This window comes from Catenuloplanes sp. NPDC051500, from assembly GCF_044454585.1.
Lineage (GTDB): Bacteria > Actinomycetota > Actinomycetes > Mycobacteriales > Micromonosporaceae > Catenuloplanes.
Map to the genome: position 1 here is coordinate 81974 of NZ_JBITDX010000027.1, position 17560 is coordinate 99533.

General features: G+C 71.0%; 17 protein-coding genes. 12 read left to right on the forward strand and 5 right to left on the reverse strand.

Features of this window, described 5'->3' with window-relative positions; translation table 11 throughout:
- The first annotated feature begins 131 nt into the window (after nt 1-131).
- The 3 genes from ACIA8K_RS35970 to ACIA8K_RS35980 all read left to right on the forward strand — a co-directional run bounded on the left by ACIA8K_RS35970 (nt 132) and on the right by ACIA8K_RS35980 (nt 2671).
- Nucleotides 132-1112 (forward strand): ATP-binding cassette domain-containing protein, encoded by a 981-nt coding sequence (locus ACIA8K_RS35970; protein WP_396067655.1) that lies wholly within the window; start codon nt 132-134, stop codon nt 1110-1112.
- Nucleotides 1109-2074, forward strand: a complete 966-nt coding sequence (locus ACIA8K_RS35975; protein WP_396067657.1) for an ABC transporter permease subunit — start codon at nt 1109-1111, stop codon at nt 2072-2074. Before ACIA8K_RS35970 ends, ACIA8K_RS35975 begins: the two co-directional genes overlap by 4 nt.
- Nucleotides 2075-2266: 192 nt before the next feature.
- Nucleotides 2267-2671 carry a hypothetical protein gene (locus ACIA8K_RS35980; protein ID WP_396067659.1) on the forward strand — a complete coding sequence of 135 codons (405 nt, stop codon included), beginning with the start codon at nt 2267-2269 and terminating at the stop codon, nt 2669-2671.
- A 56-nt stretch (nt 2672-2727) separates the two neighbouring features.
- On the opposite strand, the gene ACIA8K_RS35985 is transcribed toward ACIA8K_RS35980, so the two are convergent.
- Genes ACIA8K_RS35985 through ACIA8K_RS35995 form a run of 3 tightly spaced genes read right to left on the reverse strand, consistent with a single transcriptional unit; the run spans nt 2728 to nt 3847 of the window.
- Nucleotides 2728-3093, reverse strand: a complete 366-nt coding sequence (locus ACIA8K_RS35985; RefSeq protein ID WP_396067661.1) for a PLD nuclease N-terminal domain-containing protein — start codon at nt 3091-3093, stop codon at nt 2728-2730.
- Between the two features lie 45 nt (nt 3094-3138).
- The gene (locus ACIA8K_RS35990) at nt 3139-3453 is read right to left on the reverse strand and encodes a DUF202 domain-containing protein (protein WP_396067663.1); all 315 of its coding nucleotides are present in this window, start codon (nt 3451-3453) and stop codon (nt 3139-3141) included.
- Nucleotides 3454-3469: 16 nt separating this feature from the next.
- Nucleotides 3470-3847, reverse strand: a complete 378-nt coding sequence (locus tag ACIA8K_RS35995; RefSeq protein WP_396067712.1) for a YidH family protein — start codon at nt 3845-3847, stop codon at nt 3470-3472.
- Nucleotides 3848-3911: 64 nt separating this feature from the next.
- On the opposite strand from ACIA8K_RS35995, the gene ACIA8K_RS36000 reads away from it, so the two are divergent.
- From ACIA8K_RS36000 to ACIA8K_RS36035, 8 genes are all read left to right on the forward strand, one after another.
- A complete protein-coding gene (locus ACIA8K_RS36000; protein WP_396067665.1) occupies nt 3912-4727 on the forward strand; it encodes a GNAT family N-acetyltransferase in 816 nt (271 codons plus the stop codon).
- 587 nt (nt 4728-5314) lie between these two features.
- Nucleotides 5315-6094, forward strand: coding sequence for an electron transfer flavoprotein subunit beta/FixA family protein (locus ACIA8K_RS36005; RefSeq protein ID WP_396067667.1), 780 nt, complete (start codon nt 5315-5317; stop codon nt 6092-6094).
- 17 nt (nt 6095-6111) lie between these two features.
- Nucleotides 6112-7068 (forward strand): electron transfer flavoprotein subunit alpha/FixB family protein, encoded by a 957-nt coding sequence (locus tag ACIA8K_RS36010; protein WP_396067669.1) that lies wholly within the window; start codon nt 6112-6114, stop codon nt 7066-7068.
- Nucleotides 7069-7551: 483 nt separating this feature from the next.
- The gene (locus ACIA8K_RS36015) at nt 7552-8730 is read left to right on the forward strand and encodes a cysteine desulfurase family protein (protein ID WP_396067671.1); all 1179 of its coding nucleotides are present in this window, start codon (nt 7552-7554) and stop codon (nt 8728-8730) included.
- Between the two features lie 61 nt (nt 8731-8791).
- Nucleotides 8792-9871 carry a tRNA 2-thiouridine(34) synthase MnmA gene (gene mnmA / locus ACIA8K_RS36020; RefSeq protein ID WP_396067673.1) on the forward strand — a complete coding sequence of 360 codons (1080 nt, stop codon included), beginning with the start codon at nt 8792-8794 and terminating at the stop codon, nt 9869-9871.
- A 241-nt stretch (nt 9872-10112) separates the two neighbouring features.
- The gene (locus ACIA8K_RS36025; protein WP_396067675.1) at nt 10113-11126 is read left to right on the forward strand and encodes a methionine synthase; all 1014 of its coding nucleotides are present in this window, start codon (nt 10113-10115) and stop codon (nt 11124-11126) included.
- The gene (locus ACIA8K_RS36030; protein ID WP_396067677.1) at nt 11123-11929 is read left to right on the forward strand and encodes an aminotransferase class IV family protein; all 807 of its coding nucleotides are present in this window, start codon (nt 11123-11125) and stop codon (nt 11927-11929) included. Before ACIA8K_RS36025 ends, ACIA8K_RS36030 begins: the two co-directional genes overlap by 4 nt.
- Before the next feature lie 106 nt (nt 11930-12035).
- Nucleotides 12036-12476 carry a ribonuclease domain-containing protein gene (locus tag ACIA8K_RS36035; RefSeq protein WP_396067679.1) on the forward strand — a complete coding sequence of 147 codons (441 nt, stop codon included), beginning with the start codon at nt 12036-12038 and terminating at the stop codon, nt 12474-12476.
- Between the two features lie 344 nt (nt 12477-12820).
- Here ACIA8K_RS36035 and ACIA8K_RS36040 read toward each other — a convergent pair whose 3' ends face one another.
- Together ACIA8K_RS36040 and ACIA8K_RS36045 are read right to left on the reverse strand one after the other, a co-directional pair.
- Nucleotides 12821-13057: a GntR family transcriptional regulator gene (locus ACIA8K_RS36040; protein WP_396067681.1), complete on the reverse strand. Its 237-nt coding sequence runs from the start codon at nt 13055-13057 to the stop codon at nt 12821-12823.
- 1004 nt (nt 13058-14061) lie between these two features.
- Entirely contained in the window at nt 14062-15054 is a 993-nt protein-coding gene (locus ACIA8K_RS36045) for a DUF222 domain-containing protein (RefSeq protein ID WP_396067683.1), read from the reverse strand.
- A 149-nt stretch (nt 15055-15203) separates the two neighbouring features.
- On the opposite strand from ACIA8K_RS36045, the gene ligA reads away from it, so the two are divergent.
- Nucleotides 15204-17522, forward strand: coding sequence for an NAD-dependent DNA ligase LigA (ligA, locus tag ACIA8K_RS36050; RefSeq protein WP_396067684.1), 2319 nt, complete (start codon nt 15204-15206; stop codon nt 17520-17522).
- Nucleotides 17523-17560: the final 38 nt, after the last annotated feature.

Sequence of the window (17560 nt, forward strand, 5' to 3'; positions counted from 1 at the left end):
GAGAGCCCTCGGCCGCCCGCCTGCGGTGTGCCGGGTGGCGACGATCACGCCACGGTAGGACGACGCGGCGCGCTTGCCGATCCGGCCGGGAACGGGCCTTAGGCTGCCCGCGTGACGACGAGGGGACACGGATGCCACCGGTGATCGAGATCGCGGGGCTCCGCAAGGAGTACCGCAGGCTGCGCGGGGGTACGCATCGCGCGCTGGACGGGTTCGACATGGTGGTGGAGCCGGGGCAGGTGCACGGCTTCCTCGGGCCGAACGGGTCCGGCAAGACCACCACGCTGCGGGCGCTGCTCGGCCTGGTCCGGGCGGACGCGGGCGAGATGCGCATCCTCGGGCAGCAGTCCCCGTCCGCGTTGCCGCGGGTGATCGGCCGGGTCGGCGCGATCGTGGAGAGCCCGCAGTTCTTCGGCAACATCAGCGGGCGCCGCCTGCTCACGCTGCTGGCGACCGCGGGTGGCGTGCCGGTGGCCAGGGTCGACGAGGTGCTGACCCAGGTCGGACTCCGGGACCGGGGCAAGGACATCGTCAAGACCTACTCGCTCGGCATGAAGCAGCGGCTCGCGGTCGCGTCCGCGCTGCTCAAGGCGCCGGAGCTGCTGATCCTGGACGAGCCGGCGAACGGGTTGGACCCGGCCGGCATCCGGGAGATGCGTGACCTGGTCCGGCTGCTGGCATCGCAGGGCGTCACCGTGCTTGTCTCAAGCCACATCCTCGCCGAGATCCAGCTCATCTGCGACTCGGTCACCATCATCTCGCGGGGGCGGCGGGTGCTGGCCGGGCCGGTCAGCGGCGTGCTCGCCAGCTTCGACGCCGGTGACTTCCGGGTCCGCGTGGCCGAGCTGTCCCGGGCCGTGGAGGTGCTGCGGGCCGCCGGGATGCGGGTCACGCCCGCGCCTGACCACCTGGTCGCGCACGGCCTCGCGGAACCGGCCCGGCTGACCGAGCTGCTCGGCGGCCAGGGCCTGTGGATCTCCGAGCTGGCTCCGCTCACGCCCGACCTGGAGAGCGTCTTCCTGCAGCTCACCGCGACCGGAGCGCAGCCGGGCGGCGACAAACAAGTCACCGAGCCCGCCCCGAACCAGTTCGCACCGGAGGTCCCGCGATGAACCTGCTCCAGGCCGAGCTGATGCGCCTGGCCGGGCGCCGGTTCGTGCAGGTGATGACCGTGCTGCTGATCGGCGCGTGCGTGATCGCGGTGCTCAGCACGGTGGCCGGCTCGCACACGCCGACCGACGCCGAGATCCAGCAGGCGACCCGGGACGCGGCCACCCAGTACGCGGACATGCAGCGCTACTACGAGACCTGCCGGGCCGAGCAGCGGTTCGAGGGCGAGTGCACCCGCCCGGACCCGGCCGACTACCGGATGGAGAGCCAGCTGGTCGGCGTGTTCGTGTTCGCGAACGAGATCACCGACCTGTTCTACTTCGTGGCCGTCTTCCTGGCGCTGTTCGGCTTCCTGGTCGGCGCGTCGTTCATCGGGGCCGAGATGACGTCCGGCGGCCTGACGAACCTGCTGCTCTGGAGGCCACAGCGGCCGGTCGTGCTCGGCGCGAAGCTGCTCACCGTGGTGGTGTCCGTGTTCGTGCTCTCGGCGCTGGTGATCGTGGCGTACCTCGGCGCGTTCTGGGGTGTGGCCGAGGTCGGCGGGTTCGCCGGTGACCTGTCCGGGGAGTTCTGGCCGGGCCTGCTCGCGCTTGTCGGGCGCGCCGTGCTGTTCGTGCTCGGGTGCACGGTTATCGGGTTCTCGATCGCCGCGATCGGGCGGCACACGGCGGCGGCGCTGGGCACGATCGCGGCGTACGCGGTGCTCTGGGAGGTGGGCCTGCGGATCGTTCTGGACACGGTCGACGCGGTACGGCTGGACCGGTGGATGTTGAGCACCTACATCGCCGCGTTCCTGGACGGCTCGGTCGACTTCTACGACGGGTCCGCGAACTGCACGCTCTATGCGGACTGTTCCAGCACGTACACGGTGATGTGGGGCGAGGGCGCGCTGGTCCTGGGCCTGCTCACGGTCGTGCTCGCGGCCGCCGCGTTCGTGCTGACACAGCGGCGGGACATGTCCTGAAGAGGCGATACGGCCCCCACCTCATATGTCCGGATATAAACCTCAAAGACGGTTGTCTGACATGACATCAACCGTTCGGTTATAACTGTGGGTCATTGCACGATTTCAGCCAGTTAACGCCCAGGCAAGCGACATGATCCTCCCGTAGCCCTTTTCGGGGCACATTGGAAGGAGATGTCTTAAATGCGTAGTGTGAAGCGTTCTGTTGCCCTTGCCATCGTTGCGATCGCGGCCGGTGGCGCCGTCAGCCTGAGTGCGGCAGGTGCCGCCCAGGCCTCCCCGCACGGCGGCCAGACCGTCAGCATCACCAGCCACAACGCCGGCTGGGACAAGAAGGCCGGCTGGGGCGACGACGACTGGGACAAGGGCCACGGCAAGGGTCACGACGGCTGGGGCAACGGCAAGGGCTGGGGCCACGGCAAGGGCTGGAACAAGAGCGTCAAGTGGACGTACGCCGGTTCGTACCACAGCAACCGGATCTGCCAGAAGGTCGCCCGCGCGGGCGAGCTCACCAACCGCTGGGACGACTCGAAGTGCGTCAGCAACGGCTGGGGCGGCGCGAAGCTGTTCGTGAAGAAGTACCGCTGGGGCTGGTGATCCCGCGGCCGGGCGCGACAGCTCTCAGTCGCGCCCGGCCGTCTCTTCGCCGGGGATCAGACGTCGTCGTTCGTCTCGTTGCGGCGCAGCTCGTCCTCGCGGCGGCTGAGATCGTTCTCCCACTGCTCGAACAGCTCCCGGTCGCGCCGGGCCTTGTCCGCGTTGAGTGAGCGCAGGAAGTCGGGATCGTCGTCCGGGGCGGGCGGGCGCTTGGGTCCTGCCCCCGGCCCGGTGTCCGGCCGGGGTCGCCCGGCGAGGAACCACAGGATCGGGCCGGCGACCGGGAGCAGCACGATCACGGCGGCCCAGAGCAGCCGCGGCAGGTTGCGGATCTCACCGGGCTCCGCCGAGAGGCAGCCGATCAGGGCCACGACCGCCATCGCGATCTGCAGCAGGAAGATGAGCGCGAACAGTCGAGCCATCTCGCAATGATGCCGCGTGGATCGGCGGATCGGCAGTCGGTGGCCTCAGAGGATCATCAAGACGGTCCCGAGCATCGCATATCCGACCGTCAGAACGGCGCACAGTAAGAGCGCGCGGCCGTTCAGTGAGGTACGCCCGTGCTTGAGATCGCCGACCCGCAGCCACACCACCCGCAGCGCGATCGCGCACGCAACGCCCGCGGCGAGCACGCCTGCAAGCGCGACCGGCCAGGCCATATCGCCGGTGAGCGCGAGCCGGGTGGCCAGTAGCGTGACCGCGGCGAACGACATCGCGGTCCGGCGCCAGGCCAGCCCGGTCCGGATGATCGGGACGCCGGGGCCGTGCACCGGCTGGGTCACCGGGTCACCTGGTAGATCACCGGGTCACCTGGTAGATCAGCACGGCGGCCAGCGCCAGCGCGCCGAGCGTCACGCCCGCGGCAAGCAGCGCCGGGAAGTGCGACGGCGGCAGATCCTGGTCCAGTCGCATCGCCCGCTCGGTGCGGGTCCAGTGGCGCACGGAGTGGAACGCGACCGCGCCGCCGAGCAGCAGCAGCACCACCGCGATCAGCTCGCGCAGGTGGTTCAGCGGCATCCGCGGCAGGAACTGGAACGCGGCCAGCCCGCCCGCGATCAGCGCCAGGCCGGTGCGGATCCAGGCGAGGAAGGTGCGCTCGTTCGCGAGCGAGAAGCGGTAGTCCGGCGTCGATCCGACCCGCCGGACATCGCCGGGATCGAACCAGCTTTTCCACAGCGCGCGCACGACACCGACCCTAACCGGCTCGCGGACGTGCGGTCGCTGTGATGGGCTGGTCATCATGACCACATCTGATCTCGACGCCGCCGCGCTGCTCGCCACCTATGACGCCCAGCTCCGCGCGCACATGCCGGATCCGCTGCCGGCCGGTGCGACAGTCGAGCGTGACGGCCCGCTGATCCGGCTGCGCGGCCTGGACGAGGGCGGCTTCCTCACCTACACCGACCTGGGCGGGCTCGACGGCGCGGAGCTTGACGCGCTGATCGCCCGCCAGACCGCCTACTTCACCGAGCGCGGCGAGAGCGCCGAGTGGAAGCTGCACGGCCACGACCTGCCCGCCGATCTGGCGGACCGGCTCACCGCGGCCGGGTTCGTACCCGAGGAGACCGAGACCGTCGTGGTGGGCGCGGTGGCGCCGCTCGCCGCCGCGGTGCCAGTGGTCCCCGAGGGCGTGCACCTGCGCGAGGTCTCCACCCGCGACGAGCTAAACCGGATCGCCCGGCTCGGCGAGGCCATCTACCCCGGCACGTCCCGGGACTGGTGGGCGGACGGGATGGAGCGGGAGATCGCGGCCGACCCGCAGTCCGTCACCATCGTGATCGCGGAGACCGACGACGAGGCCCGGACGCTTGTCTGCGCCGGCTGGATCCGGTACATCGCGGGCACCGCGTTCGGCACGCTGTGGGGCGGCGGCACGCTCCCCGAGTACCGCCGGCGCGGCATCTACAAGGCGCTCGTCGCCTACCGCGCCCGCCTTGCCGACCAGCGGGGTTACGCGTTGCTGCAGGTCGACGCGTCCGACGAGAGCCGCCCGATCCTGGAGCGCCTCGGCTTCACGCCGCTGACCACCACCACGCCGTTCATCTTCCGCGCCTAGAAAAGGCCGGAATCACGATCCAGTTCCTCTTCCCGCTCTGCGGGTGGTTGCGGCCCGCACGCTGCCGCGGGCACCGGTCGGCCGCGGGCGGCCTCCCTTCCGGTTCCGCGGGGGCCGGGGAAAAGCCACCCCCGCCCGGCTCACTGCTCCCAGAGGGCGCGGACCGCGGCGCGAACGCACTCGTCACGCAGGCGGCCGCAGACGCAGAGATGGTCGTCGGGACGTTTCCGGCGGTGATGACCGAAGGCGATCATGTTGCCGGGGAACCAGCGTTCCGCCGCGGGTGGCGCCGTCCGGACAGGCTCCCGCACTGCGGCGATTTGAGATGACATATCACGACTCCTCCCGCCTGCTCGACTGTAGCGTCCTTCGGGCGCGGCCGGGTGAGGTGTGTCACTCTCCGTGGCGATATTCTAGAACCTACCAGTGGGTAACATGGGCCGTGGCCAAGTCCACACACACGGTGGTTGACCTCGCGACGGCGGCCGGGCAAGCCTGAACGAGCCCCGGATGCGCCCTGGACTTGGTCCGGACGAGAATTCACACGTCGGGCGAGAACCGTTTAACAGGAGGGTCGTCGAAGCGCGATGAACATTGTGGTACTGGTCAAGCAGGTGCCGGACTCCGGCGCGGAACGGTCTCTGCGTGCTGACGACAACACCGTGGACCGCGGTTCGGCGAGCAACGTCATCAACGAGATGGACGAGTACGCCATCGAGGAGGCGCTGAAGATCGCCGAGGCGCACGGCGGCGAGGTCACGGTGCTGACCATGGGACCGTCCGGCGCGTCCGACTCGATCCGCAAGGCGCTCTCCATGGGCCCGGCCAAGGCCGTGCACATCGTCGACGACGCGCTTCGCGGCTCCTGCGCCGTCGCCACCTCCAAGGTGATCGCGACCGCGCTCGGCGGCCTGAACGCGGACGTCATCTTCTGCGGTGCGGAGTCCACAGACGGCCGCGTCCAGGTCCTCCCGCACATGATCGCGGAGCGGCTCGGCGTCGCCGCGCTCACCGGCGCGCGCAAGCTCACGGTGGACGGCGGCACGCTGACCATCGAGCGGCAGACCGACGAGGGGTACGAGGTGGTCACCGCCGCCACGCCTGCCGTCGTCTCGGTGTGGGACACGATCAACGAGCCGCGGTACCCGTCGTTCAAGGGCATCATGGCCGCCAAGAAGAAGCCGGTGGAGACGAAGTCCCTGGCCGACCTGGGCGTGGACGCCTCCGAGGTCGGTTTCACGGGCGCCACAAGCACCGTCCTCGACCACGCGCAGCGGCCGCCGCGCTCGGCGGGTCAGAAGGTCGTCGACGAGGGTGACGCCGGCGTGAAGCTGGTCGAGTACCTCGCCACCGAGAAGTTCGTCTGAGAAGGGGCTGCAGAGACATGGCAGAGGTACTCGTCGTCGTCGAGGCCGCGGCCTCCGGCGTGAAGAAGGTCACCCTGGAGCTGCTCACGCTCGCCCGTGAGATCGGCACCCCGGCCGCGGTCGTGCTCGGCGGCCCTGGCGCTGCCGAGGCGCTCACCCCGCGGCTCGCGGAGTACGGCGCGGAGAAGATCTACGCGGCCGAGAGCGAGGAGATCGACGGCTACCTGGTCGCCCCCAAGGCGACAGTGGTTGCCGAGCTGGTCAAGCGGGTCTCCCCGGCGGCCGTGCTGCTCGCCTCCACCCAGGAGGGTAAGGAGATCGCGGCCCGGCTGGCGATCAAACTGGACAACGGCGTGCTCACCGACGCGGTCGGCCTGGACGCGGACGGCACCGCGACCCAGGTGGCGTTCGCCGGCGCCACGATCGTGAAGTCCAAGGTTACCCGCGGTCTGCCGATCGTCGCGCTCCGGCCGAACTCGCTGACCCCGACGCCGGCCCCGGCGTCCCCGTCCGTCGAGTCGCTCACGGTCACCGCGACCGAGTCCGACAAGCTGGCGAAGGTCGTCGAGCGGGTCGTGGAGCAGAAGGGCGCGCGCCCGGAGCTGTCCGAGGCGTCGGTCGTCGTCTCCGGCGGCCGCGGCGTGGCCAGCGCGGACAACTTCAAGCTGGTCGAGGAGCTGGCCGACCTGCTCGGCGGCGCGGTCGGCGCGTCCCGCGCGGCTGTCGACTCCGGCTTCTACCCGCACCAGTTCCAGGTCGGGCAGACCGGCAAGACCGTCTCCCCGCAGCTGTACATCGCGCTCGGCATCTCCGGCGCGATCCAGCACCGGGCCGGCATGCAGACCTCGAAGACGATCGTCGCGGTGAACAAGGACACCGAGGCGCCGATCTTCGAGCTGGCCGACTTCGGCGTGGTGGGCGACCTGAACAAGGTCGTGCCGCAGGCCGCGGACGAGATCCGCAAGCGTAAGTAGCCTCTCCAGGTAAGGGCCGGGCATCGGATGCCCGGCCCTTACCTGTCTGCGGCACTCCCGGCGAGCGCGCTCCCGGGCACCGTCCCGCGCCGAGCCACCGGGCACCGCCTCGCGCTGCGGTAGCGGTCGCCGCCTCGCGCTGCGGTAGCGGTCGCCGCCTCGCGCTGCGGTAGCGGGTCGCCGCCTCGCGCTGAGATAGCGGGTCGCCGCCTCGCGCTGAGATAGCGGCCACCGCCTGGCGCTGAGATGCCGGCCGCCGCCCCGCGCTGGGGCAACTGTCGCCGCTGAGCTTCTCCGGCTCGGCACGTGATGGCGGACGGTAGACGGCGGTTTCGGGCGAACGACGGGCAAAAGCGTCATCTGTGGTTGGCACAGCACGCCGTACCGTGGCGGGATTGTGGTTTTGATGGGGTTTGAGTGACGGTGCTCAGACTGTGGTCAGGGCCGATGGAGCGGGCGGTAAGGACCGGTAGGCTGGGGGTAATGGCCTACCTGGATCACGCCGCGACCACGCCGATGCTCAGCGAGGCGCTCGAGGCATATGTCGCCACCGCCCGAGAGGTCGGCAACGCGTCGTCGTTGCATGCCGCCGGGCGCCACGCACGTCAGCGCGTCGAGGAGTCCCGGGAACGGATCGGGGCCGCGCTCGGTGCGCGTCCCTCCGAGGTGATCTTCACCAGCGGCGGCACCGAGAGCGACAATCTCGCGGTCAAGGGCATGTTCTGGGCGCGGCGCAGCCGGGACGCGGCCCGCACCCGGGTCGTCGCCAGCGGGGTCGAGCACCACGCGGTGATGGACGCGGTCGACTGGCTTGTCGCGCACGAGGGCGCCACCGCGGGCTGGCTGGACGCGGATCACATCGGCCTGATCACGCCCGAGACGCTCGCGGCCGAGCTGGACGCGCACGGGGACCGGGTGGCCATGGTCACCGTGATGTGGGCGAACAACGAGGTCGGCACGCTGCAGCCGGTCACCGAGCTGGCCGCGCTCGCGGCCGCCCGCGGGGTGCCGTTCCACACCGACGCGGTGCAGGCGGTCGGGCAGGTGCCCGTCGACTTCGCCGCGAGCGGCGCCTCCGCGCTCACAGTCACCGGGCACAAGGTCGGCGGCCCGGTCGGCGTCGGCGCGCTGCTGCTCGGCCGGGACGTGGCGGTCACGCCGCTTCTGCACGGCGGCGGCCAGGAGCGCGACGTGCGCTCCGGCACGCTTGACGCGGCAGGCATCGTCGCGTTCGCGGTCGCGGTCGAGACCGCGGTCAAGAACCAGCAGGAGTACGCGGCGCGTGTCGGCGGACTCCGCGACCGGCTCGTCGCGGGCGTGATCAAGGCCGTGCCGGACGCGATCCTGAACGGCGCGGCCTCGCACCGGCTGCCCGGGAACGCGCACTTCTCGTTCCCCGGCTGCGAGGGCGACGCACTCCTGCTGCTGCTTGACGCGCAGGGCATCGACTGCTCCACCGGCTCCGCCTGCTCGGCCGGCGTGGCCCAGCCGTCGCACGTGCTTGTCGCGATGGGGGCGGACGACGACCGGGCACGCTCGTCGCTGCGGTTCACGCTCGGCCACACCTCCACCGACGCGGACGTGGACGTGCTGCTCGCCGCGCTGCCGGCAGCTGTCGAACGCGCGCGCCGGGCCGGCGTGATCAAGTCCGTTCTCGGCTGAATACCGGCTTTACCGGCGGCGTACCGTTGATCTGAGCTTTTACCCGGGGAGGGGCTTTCACGTGCGTGTTCTCGCGGCGATGTCCGGCGGTGTCGACTCGGCGGTGGCGGCGGCCCGTGCCGTCGAAGCCGGGCACGACGTCACCGGCGTCCACCTGGCCCTCTCCCGCAACCCGCAGACGTTCCGGACCGGCGCGCGCGGCTGCTGCACGGTCGAGGATTCACACGACGCCCGGCGTGCCTCGGACGTGCTCGGCATCCCGTTCTACGTGTGGGACATGGCCGAGCGCTTCCATGCGGACGTGGTCGACGACTTCGTGGCCGAGTACGCGGCCGGCCGCACGCCGAACCCGTGCCTGCGCTGCAACGAGAAGATCAAGTTCGCGGCCGTGCTGGACCGGGCGATCGCGCTCGGCTTCGACGCGGTCGTCACCGGCCACCACGCCCGGCTCGGCCCGGACGGCCTGCTCCGGCGCAGCGTCGACCTGCCGAAGGACCAGTCCTATGTGCTTGCGGTGCTCAACCGCGCGCAGCTGGACCGGTCCTACTTCCCGCTCGGCGACTCCACCAAGACCGAGGTGCGGGCGGAGGCGGCGGCCCGCGGCCTGGGCGTGGCGGAGAAGCCGGACTCGCACGACATCTGCTTCATCGCGGACGGCGACACGCGCGGGTTCCTCGAGTCGCGGCTCGGCTCCGCGCCCGGCGACATCGTGGACTCGTCGACAGGCGAGGTGGTGGGCGCACACGGCGGGGCGTACGCGTACACGGTCGGGCAGCGCAAGGGCCTCGGGCTGACCGTGCCCGCGCCGGACGGGCGGCCGCGCTACGTGCTGTCGATCACGCCGAAGACGAACACGGTGACCGTGGGGCCGGCGGCCGCGCTCGAGGTGTCCACGGTGTACGCGGCGAAGCCGGTCTGGACCGGGCTCCCGGCGGACTTCACAGGCGAGCTGGACTGCGTCGTGCAGCTGCGGGCGCACGGCGAGACGTACCCGGCGCGGGTGTCGGTGGCGGCCGGCGAGCTGGTCGCGTCGCTGACCACGCCGGCCCGCGGGGTGGCGGCCGGGCAGGCGCTTGTGGTGTACCGGCCGGAGGCGGACGGGGACGTCGTGCTCGGCTCGGGGACGATCACGCACACGTAGAGCGGCGGTAGCCCGCCGCCTCTTCCGGAGGCGGGCGGGGACACGCTGTACTCGGCCGGGACCGATCGGCGCTGCCGTGGAGCCCGCTGTCTGCGCCGGACGGCGTTGTCCGCGCGGTCGCTCCACGCCCAGAATGTCGCCACCGGATGAGCCAGGGCTGCGGGGGGCGTACCCCCGCAGGCCTTTGCTCTTTGTCGCTCTGGGCGTGGGGTGACCGATCGGGCTCAGTAGAGTCGGCGGCATGAGCGAACCAGCGGCGTGGCCGTGGCCCGAGGGCTCGTCGACCGGGATCGGATCGCTGCCCGGGAGCGACGTGGCCGAGGCCCAGCGGATGATCCTCGGGGAGCTGCCCGACTTCCCGCACCTGCCGGAACTGCCCGGGCGCGGACCTGGCGCGGACCTGATTGGCCGCGGTGCCGGCTTCCTGGTCGAGCTGCCTGTCGAGCTGTACGCGGGGCGCTGGCAGGCGGCCTCCCGGCCCGGCAAGGACCTGCGGCGCACGCGTGACCTGCTGGACCGCGATGTTGACCAGCTCACCGAGCAGGCGGCCGAGTTCACCGGGCCGGTGAAGCTGCAGGCGGCCGGCCCGTGGACGCTCGCGTCCCACGTCGAGCTGCAGATCGGCGGGCGTTTGCTGCGCGATCACGGCGCGGTCCGGGACCTGGCCACCTCGCTCGCCGAGGGACTCGCCACGCACGTCCGGGACGTCGCGGCCCGGCTCCCGGGCGCCACAGTCGTGCTGCAACTCGACGAGCCGTCGCTGCCGGCCGTGCTGGCCGGCCGGGTGCGGACCGAGAGCGGGCTCGGCACCTACCGCGCGGTCGAGTCGACCACCGCCTCCGAGCTGCTGCGACTTGTCGTGGACGCGGTCGGCGTGCCGGTCGTCGTGCACTGCTGCGCGCCGGATGTGCCGCTTGACGTGGTGCGCGCATCAGGCGCGGCCGGTGTCGCGCTCGACCTCTCCCTGGTCACCAAGCTGGACCCGCTCGGCGAGGCGATCGACGCCGGGCTGGGGCTGCTCGCGGGCGCCGCGCCCACGCTCCCGCAGGCGCGCACGGTCACCTCCGCCGCGGTCGCGGACCGGGTCCGGACGGTGTGGCGCGACCTCGGATTCTCGGCGACGCAGCTGGCCCGGCAGGTCGTGGTGACGCCGGCCTGCGGGCTCGCGGGCGCGACGCCGGCGTACGCGCGGGAGGTGCTGGCCGCGTGCCGGGACGCCGGGAAACGGCTGTACGAGGCGGCGGACAGCCGATGAGCGTCCGCACCGTGACGGAGTTGGACGGGGCCGGGACCACCGCGGACCGGCTGTGGGCGCTGGCGGCCACCAACTACGGGCACTTCACGTCCATGCAGGTCCGCGACGGTCTGGTACGCGGACTCGGCCACCACCTGGACCGGCTGGACCGGCAGTCCCGGGAGCTGTTCGGGCGCGGCCTGGCCGGGGACCGGGTGCGCGAGCTGGTGCGGCACGCGCTCGCCGGAACGCCTGATGCGTCGGTGCGGGTGACCGTCTACTCCGGCGAGGGGCGGCAGCCGAGCGCGGTCGCGCCGGCGGAGTTGCACGTGGTGGTCACGGCCGGCCCGCCCGCGCCCGCGCAGACGTCCCCGGTGCGGGTGTGCACGGTGCCGTACGAGCGGGACCTGCCGTCGGTGAAGCATGTGGCGACGTTCGGGCTCACCTACCACTGGCGGCGGGCGCGGGCCCTGGGCTTCGACGACGCGCTGTTCGTGGACCGGAACGGCCTGGTCAGCGAGGGCACGGTGTGGAACGTCGGCTTCTTCGACGGCTCGCGCGTGATCTGGCCGGAGGCGGCCGTACTGCCCGGCGTGTCCATGCTTGTGCTCCGGGACGGACTCGGCCGGATCGGCGTGCCGTGGGAGGTGCGGCAGGTGACACCGGAGACGACTGGTGACTTCTCGTATGCGTTCTCGTGCAACTCGATCAACCCGGTGCGGCAGTTGTCGGCCGTGGACTCGGTGACGTTCGCGCCGGACGCGGCGGTGACCGGCATGGTGGCGTCCGCCTACGACGCGGTGCCGGCGGAGCCGCTCGCGTAAGCCCTCCCTCGCGCGGACGGTATGACCCGGAAGTGACGGCTATCGGGGGCGGTGGCGCGGGCCCGAGAATCCATCCATAGGTGACAGTTTATCTATGGGAGGAACCATGGGGTCTTCGTCCGCAACCGCAGCCGTCCGGACACGGCGCGGCTTCTCGCGCCTGCTGACGCTGTTCGCGCTTGTCGCGACGCTTGTCGTCGGGCCGTCGATCGTGGCGCCGACGCTCGCATCCCCGGCCGAGGCGACCGTCTACTCGTCGTGCACGCTCAGCGGCTGTGCTGCCGCACGGACCGCGCGGTCGGGCTGGTCGAGCCGCGGCTTCCCGACCACCCGTGGCTGGTACACGTGGGGGAGCCAGTACAACTTCGCGGGCGGGCAGTTCTACAACCGCGAGGGGCAGCTGCCGTCGGGCGCGACGTATTACGAGTACGACGTCTACCCACGGGCGAACGGCGCGGCCCGCGACGCGCACCGCATCGTGGTGAACCGCAGCAGCGGCGTGACCTGGTACAGCCCGAACCACTACACCGACTTCTACCGGCTGTAGGCGGATCACCCGCGCTTCTGGCGGCAGGCGGTGCCGTGCGGCGTCCGCCGCCGAAAGCTCTCACACCACGCGGGTACGGACGGGAGCCCGACGGCCGAGGGGTGCCCGATCGGTCGCCTCGCCGCGACGCCAGCGCCGCGCTCCGTCCGCGTGGGTGTGCACGACTGCGACCGACCGGGCGGTCATCCGTGGGGATGGCCTCCCGGCCGGTGCTCTGAGCTGTGGGTGCGGGTGAGCTGGCCGTGCTTGACCCGGCCGTGCTTGAGCGGGTTGGCCCGAGCTGATCGTGCCTGCGCTTGGTGTGCTTGGTGTGCTTGGTGCGCTTGGTGCGCTTGAAGCCCTGCCTAATCCTCGGCGGGCTCGCCCGGCTTCCTGCGCACGTACACGCCGTCACCCTGATAGCCGACGAGTAGCTTCTCGATCTTCAGCATGTTGATGACGGTGTTGAGTGTGCCGTAGGAGACGCCGTACTCCTCCTCCAGCAACCGGGTCGACTTCATCTTGTGCCCGGTCGGCAGCTCGCCGCTGAGGATCTGTGCCCGGATGGCCGTGTGCACCCGGTCCTTCTTTGAAACCGCCATGGACTCCGTCCAATCTCTTCCTGGCTCGCAGGGCCAAGTAGATCACCGGTCGGAAGACCTCAGCTACCAAGTCGATTAGGTTGACATAGTCGATTTGGTCGATTACGCGCGCTCTAGCTGCATTTTCTCAAGGAAGGCTTCGACATTTCCCTATGAGTACTCGATCTTGCGCGCCCGATATGGCTCCTGCTGATCGGGCGGCGGCCGGCGTTGCGGTGGAATTCCGCGCACTCCTGGAGGCGTGCCTCGGGGCTCGGCGCGGTGGGCCGGGGCGGGCAGCTCGACGCCGGCCCGCAAACATAATCGACATAGTCGAACAAGTGCCCTAGGCTGGCACTACCTCTTCCTGGCTCGCATCCGGGGGAGAGGCACGAGCCCCGGCGTCGACTCCTCCGAGCGGCGTGACGCCGGGGCTACCCATGCTGAGGTGGCGCGATGCATGGGCGGCGCGTGTGTGTTAATCGGCGGCTGAGCAGCCGCCCCGGCGATCGTGTGAGTGATCGGTCATGCCGACAAGGCACCGCGGTGCCGAACGGAGCCGGTCAGTCCACACCTCCCGCGACACACCACAAACCCGCCGAAGCAGGTCCCGCCTGCCCGCAAGGGCAAACGCCCTCAGGGGCAACGGCCCTCAGGGGCAACGGCCCTCAGGGGCAACGGCCCGCGGGTGCGGACGGCCCGTGGGTGCCGACTGCCCGCAGGTGTGGACGGCCCGCGGGTGTGCGCCGACCCGCGGGTGCATGGCGGCGTGTCGATGCATGGCGGCCTGCGGTTATGCGGTGGCTGCGAAGGCTTATGGAGGTGGTGGACCACGAGGGCGCGCGCGGTGGCGGCTGAGTTCGAGGCCCGCATGGGGCCTCTGGAGCCGGGTGCGTGCATACCTGTGGCTGGCGTGCGAAGGAGCGCGGAGGGCGAGTCGTTACGGGCGTGTTCGGGAGCGGGGAGGCGTACCGGCGGGATGTGGATGGGGTTCGGCTGCCGGCTGCTGCTGGATGCGCCGGTCGTCAGCGGTGGCTGGGATGACGGCTGCGGCTGTTCTTGTCGGAGCCGTGGTGGGTGCTCTTCGCGCGCTTGCGGGCGGAGCGGTTGGTGAGCCGAGCGCGCGGCGTATTGAGCGCGATCACCACGCCGGCCGGGTCGGGGGCCGAGGACCGGGTGGGGCCGTCGGGCGGAGTCGGGGTGAGGCGTTGCGTGGGGGCGACGAGGGACAGGCGGCAGATTTCGACCAAGGCGTCGGCGCGGCGCTGGGCGGCGTCCGGGACCGAGGCCGGGGCGGCGGATGCTACGGGCACGGAGCCGTAGCGGTGGAGTGCGGCCTCCAGGACGGCGGCGGATCGGGGGTCGAACACGCCGGTCAGGCGGATCGCGTCGCCCGGGGCCGTGGGCGTGAGGGAGAGGCGCCGGGCGGTGCGCGAGTTGACGGCGGCGGTTTCGCGACGCTGCCGGGCTGCTTCGCGGCCGATGGCGCCGGACGGGTCGAGCAGGTCAAGGACCCGGTCGCTGGCGCGGGTGAGCCGGACCGCGTCGAGCTGGTCGGCCTCGGCGATCAGCATCGTCTCGGCGGCGTCGACACGCGCGGCGTCGATTGTGTCCGGCAGGTCATGGACAGTGTGGGCGATCGCACCCGCCTGCTCGGCGTTGATCTGGCCGGTGCGCAGGGCGGCGGCGACTTTCGGGCGGGCGCACACCTGCCGGGCCCGCTTCGCCAGCCGCCGGGCCGCGGGGACGGTGATCCGCAGTTCCTCGGCCAGCCAGGTGCTCGTACCAGCGCGTCTTTTGATCTTGGTTAGAGATCTATTGTCGGCCTGCTCAATAAGATGGAGCAGGAGCGCGGTCGTCGCCTGCTGGGCGGCGTGCGCCTCGGCGACGGCGGCGAGCACGTCGTCGTCCGGCATGGACCAGGACGGGTCGTTTGCGCAGCTCATCGCGGCGGCGCGGAGGGCGCGGACCGCGGCGAGCAGGGATGCCGGCTGCGGGCGGTGCGGGGTCTGGGTCATGGGGACCATGGTCGTACTGGTGTGGGAATGATCGCAATAAAGTTGATCGATTGGTTTGCTGAGAGTTCGGAGTGTCGATCGTTCGAAAATGTCGGTCCCGCTCGTTACCGTGCAGATGACGGCGCGACGAGGTGGACGGGGGCGGCGTGATGCCAGCCGAGACGGCGCGAGACGGCGAGCCGAAGACCGGCCCGGCGGCTGAGGGCACGAAAGACCAGGCCACACCAGCCGGGGGTACGGCGAACGAGCGCGCTGCGGACGAGCGCACGAATGACGAGCGCACGATTGACGAGCGCACGATTAACGAGCGCGCTAGGGAGGACGGCGCGGCGGCTGAGGTGACGACCGCCGAGGTCACGGCCGCGCAGGTGGAGGCGGCGGGCCCGCCGCCTACGGCCGAGGCGAGCCGCCGGCACGCGGAGCTGAGCACCGAGCTGACGGACCATCAGTACCGCTACTACGTGCTGGACTCGCCCACGATCCCGGACGCCGAGTTCGACACGTTGCTGCGCGAGCTGGAGGCGATCGAGCAGGAGTTTCCCGCGCTCCGGACGCCGGATTCGCCGACGCAGCGGGTCGGTGGCACGTTCTCGACGCTGTTCACCGCGGTGCAGCACGCGGAACGGATGATGTCGCTGGACAACGTGTTCAGCAAGGAGCAGCTCGCGGCCTGGGTGGAGCGGGTCACGCGGGACGCGGGCGGGCCGGTCGAGTTCATCTGTGAGCTGAAGGTGGACGGACTGGCCATCAACCTGACGTACGAGAAGGGGCGGCTGGTCCGGGCCGCGACCCGCGGCGACGGGTACACCGGTGAGGACGTCACGGCGAACGTGCGCACGATCCGCGCGATTCCGGAACGCCTTGCCGGCGACGACGTGCCGGACCTGGTGGAGGTGCGCGGCGAGATCTACTTCCCGGTCGAGGCGTTCGCGGGGCTGAATGCGAGCCTGGTCGAGCAGGGGAAGGCGCCGTTCGCCAACCCGCGCAACGCGGCGGCCGGCAGCCTCCGGCAGAAGGATCCCCGGATCACGGCGTCCCGGCCGCTGCGCATGGTCGTGCACGGCATCGGCGCGCGGGCCGGTTTCCAGCCGGAGAGCCAGTCCGGGGCGTACGCGACGCTGAAGTCCTGGGGTCTGCCGACAAGCGACAGGTGGCGCCTGGTCGGCGGCGTGGACGGGATAGACGCGTTCATCGACGAGTACGCGAAGAAGAAGCGGCACTCGGTCGAGCACGAGATCGACGGCGTGGTGGTGAAGGCGGACGCGGTCTCGATCCAGGGGCGGCTCGGCTCGACCAGCCGGGCGCCGCGATGGGCGATCGCGTTCAAGTACCCGCCGGAGGAGGTCACCACGGTTCTGCTCGACATCCAGGTGAACGTGGGCCGCACCGGCAGGGTCACCCCGTTCGCCGTGATGGAGCCGGTCCTGGTCGCGGGCTCGACCGTGGCGCTGGCGACGCTTCACAACGCGCGCGAGGTGGAGCACAAGGGCGTCCTGATCGGCGACACCGTGGTGCTGCGCAAGGCCGGTGACGTGATTCCCGAGGTGCTGGGCCCGGTGCTGGAGAAGCGGCCGGCGGACGCGCGCGCGTTTGTCATGCCGGCGCGGTGCCCGTCCTGCGACGCGGAGCTGGCGCCGGCGAAGGAGTCGGACATCGACATCCGGTGCCCGAACAGCAGGTACTGCCTCGCCCAGCGGCACGAACGGCTTGTGTACCTGGCCGACCGCGAGGTGCTGGAGATCGAGGCGCTCGGCAGCAAGGCGGCGTTCGCGCTTGTCGACGACGGCGTGATCTTCGACGAGGGCGATCTGTTCGCGCTGACCGAGGAGCGGCTGCTGACCTCGCCGTTCTTCGTGAACAAGGACGGCTCGCTCGGCGGCAACGCGCACAAGCTGCTGGAGAACCTGGTGGAGGCCCGGCGGCGGCCGTTGTGGCGTCTGCTTGTCGCGCTCTCGATCCGGCACGTCGGGCCGAAGGCCTCGAAGGCGCTGGCGCGGGAGTTCGGGTCCATCGAGTCGATCGCGAACGCGGATGTGGATCAGCTGGTCGCGGTCGAGGGCGTCGGAAAGACGATCGCGGAGAGCCTGGCCGAGTGGTTCCGGGTCGACTGGCATCGGGAGATCGTCGAGAAGTGGCGTGCCTCCGGCGTGGTGCTTGAGGAGGAGCGCGATCTCGACGCCCCCCAGCCGCTGAAGGGGATCACCGCGGTGGTGACCGGAACGCTTGTCGACTTCACCCGCGACGGCGCGAAGGAGGCGGTCGAGTCCCGGGGCGGCAAGGTGAGCGGCTCGGTCTCGAAGAAGACGCATTTCGTCGTGGTGGGTGAGAACCCGGGCAGCAAGGCGGACAAGGCGATCGAGCTGAAGGTGCCGGTCCTGGACGAGGCCGGATTCGAGATCCTGCTCGCCGACGGGCCGGAGGCCGCGCGCGCGGTGGCGACGAATTGTGAGGAGGATTCCGCGGGCTGACGATGATCGGTCGAGTGAACGATTGTCCATGCAACAGG

What these genes read in the sequence shown, in the direction of transcription:
- ACIA8K_RS36005 (WP_396067667.1), top strand. Translation starts at nt 5,315, where the DNA reads ATGAACATTGTGGTACTGGTCAAGCAGGTGCCGGACTCCGGCGCGGAA.
- ligA (WP_396067684.1), top strand. Translation starts at nt 15,204, where the DNA reads ATGCCAGCCGAGACGGCGCGAGACGGCGAGCCGAAGACCGGCCCGGCG.
- ACIA8K_RS35970 (WP_396067655.1), top strand. Translation starts at nt 132, where the DNA reads ATGCCACCGGTGATCGAGATCGCGGGGCTCCGCAAGGAGTACCGCAGG.
- ACIA8K_RS36040 (WP_396067681.1), bottom strand. Translation starts at nt 13,057, where the DNA reads ATGGCGGTTTCAAAGAAGGACCGGGTGCACACGGCCATCCGGGCACAG.
- ACIA8K_RS36010 (WP_396067669.1), top strand. Translation starts at nt 6,112, where the DNA reads ATGGCAGAGGTACTCGTCGTCGTCGAGGCCGCGGCCTCCGGCGTGAAG.
- ACIA8K_RS36045 (WP_396067683.1), bottom strand. Translation starts at nt 15,054, where the DNA reads ATGACCCAGACCCCGCACCGCCCGCAGCCGGCATCCCTGCTCGCCGCG.
- ACIA8K_RS36025 (WP_396067675.1), top strand. Translation starts at nt 10,113, where the DNA reads ATGAGCGAACCAGCGGCGTGGCCGTGGCCCGAGGGCTCGTCGACCGGG.
- ACIA8K_RS36035 (WP_396067679.1), top strand. Translation starts at nt 12,036, where the DNA reads ATGGGGTCTTCGTCCGCAACCGCAGCCGTCCGGACACGGCGCGGCTTC.
- ACIA8K_RS36015 (WP_396067671.1), top strand. Translation starts at nt 7,552, where the DNA reads ATGGCCTACCTGGATCACGCCGCGACCACGCCGATGCTCAGCGAGGCG.
- ACIA8K_RS35975 (WP_396067657.1), top strand. Translation starts at nt 1,109, where the DNA reads ATGAACCTGCTCCAGGCCGAGCTGATGCGCCTGGCCGGGCGCCGGTTC.
- ACIA8K_RS36030 (WP_396067677.1), top strand. Translation starts at nt 11,123, where the DNA reads ATGAGCGTCCGCACCGTGACGGAGTTGGACGGGGCCGGGACCACCGCG.
- ACIA8K_RS36000 (WP_396067665.1), top strand. Translation starts at nt 3,912, where the DNA reads ATGACCACATCTGATCTCGACGCCGCCGCGCTGCTCGCCACCTATGAC.
- ACIA8K_RS35985 (WP_396067661.1), bottom strand. Translation starts at nt 3,093, where the DNA reads ATGGCTCGACTGTTCGCGCTCATCTTCCTGCTGCAGATCGCGATGGCG.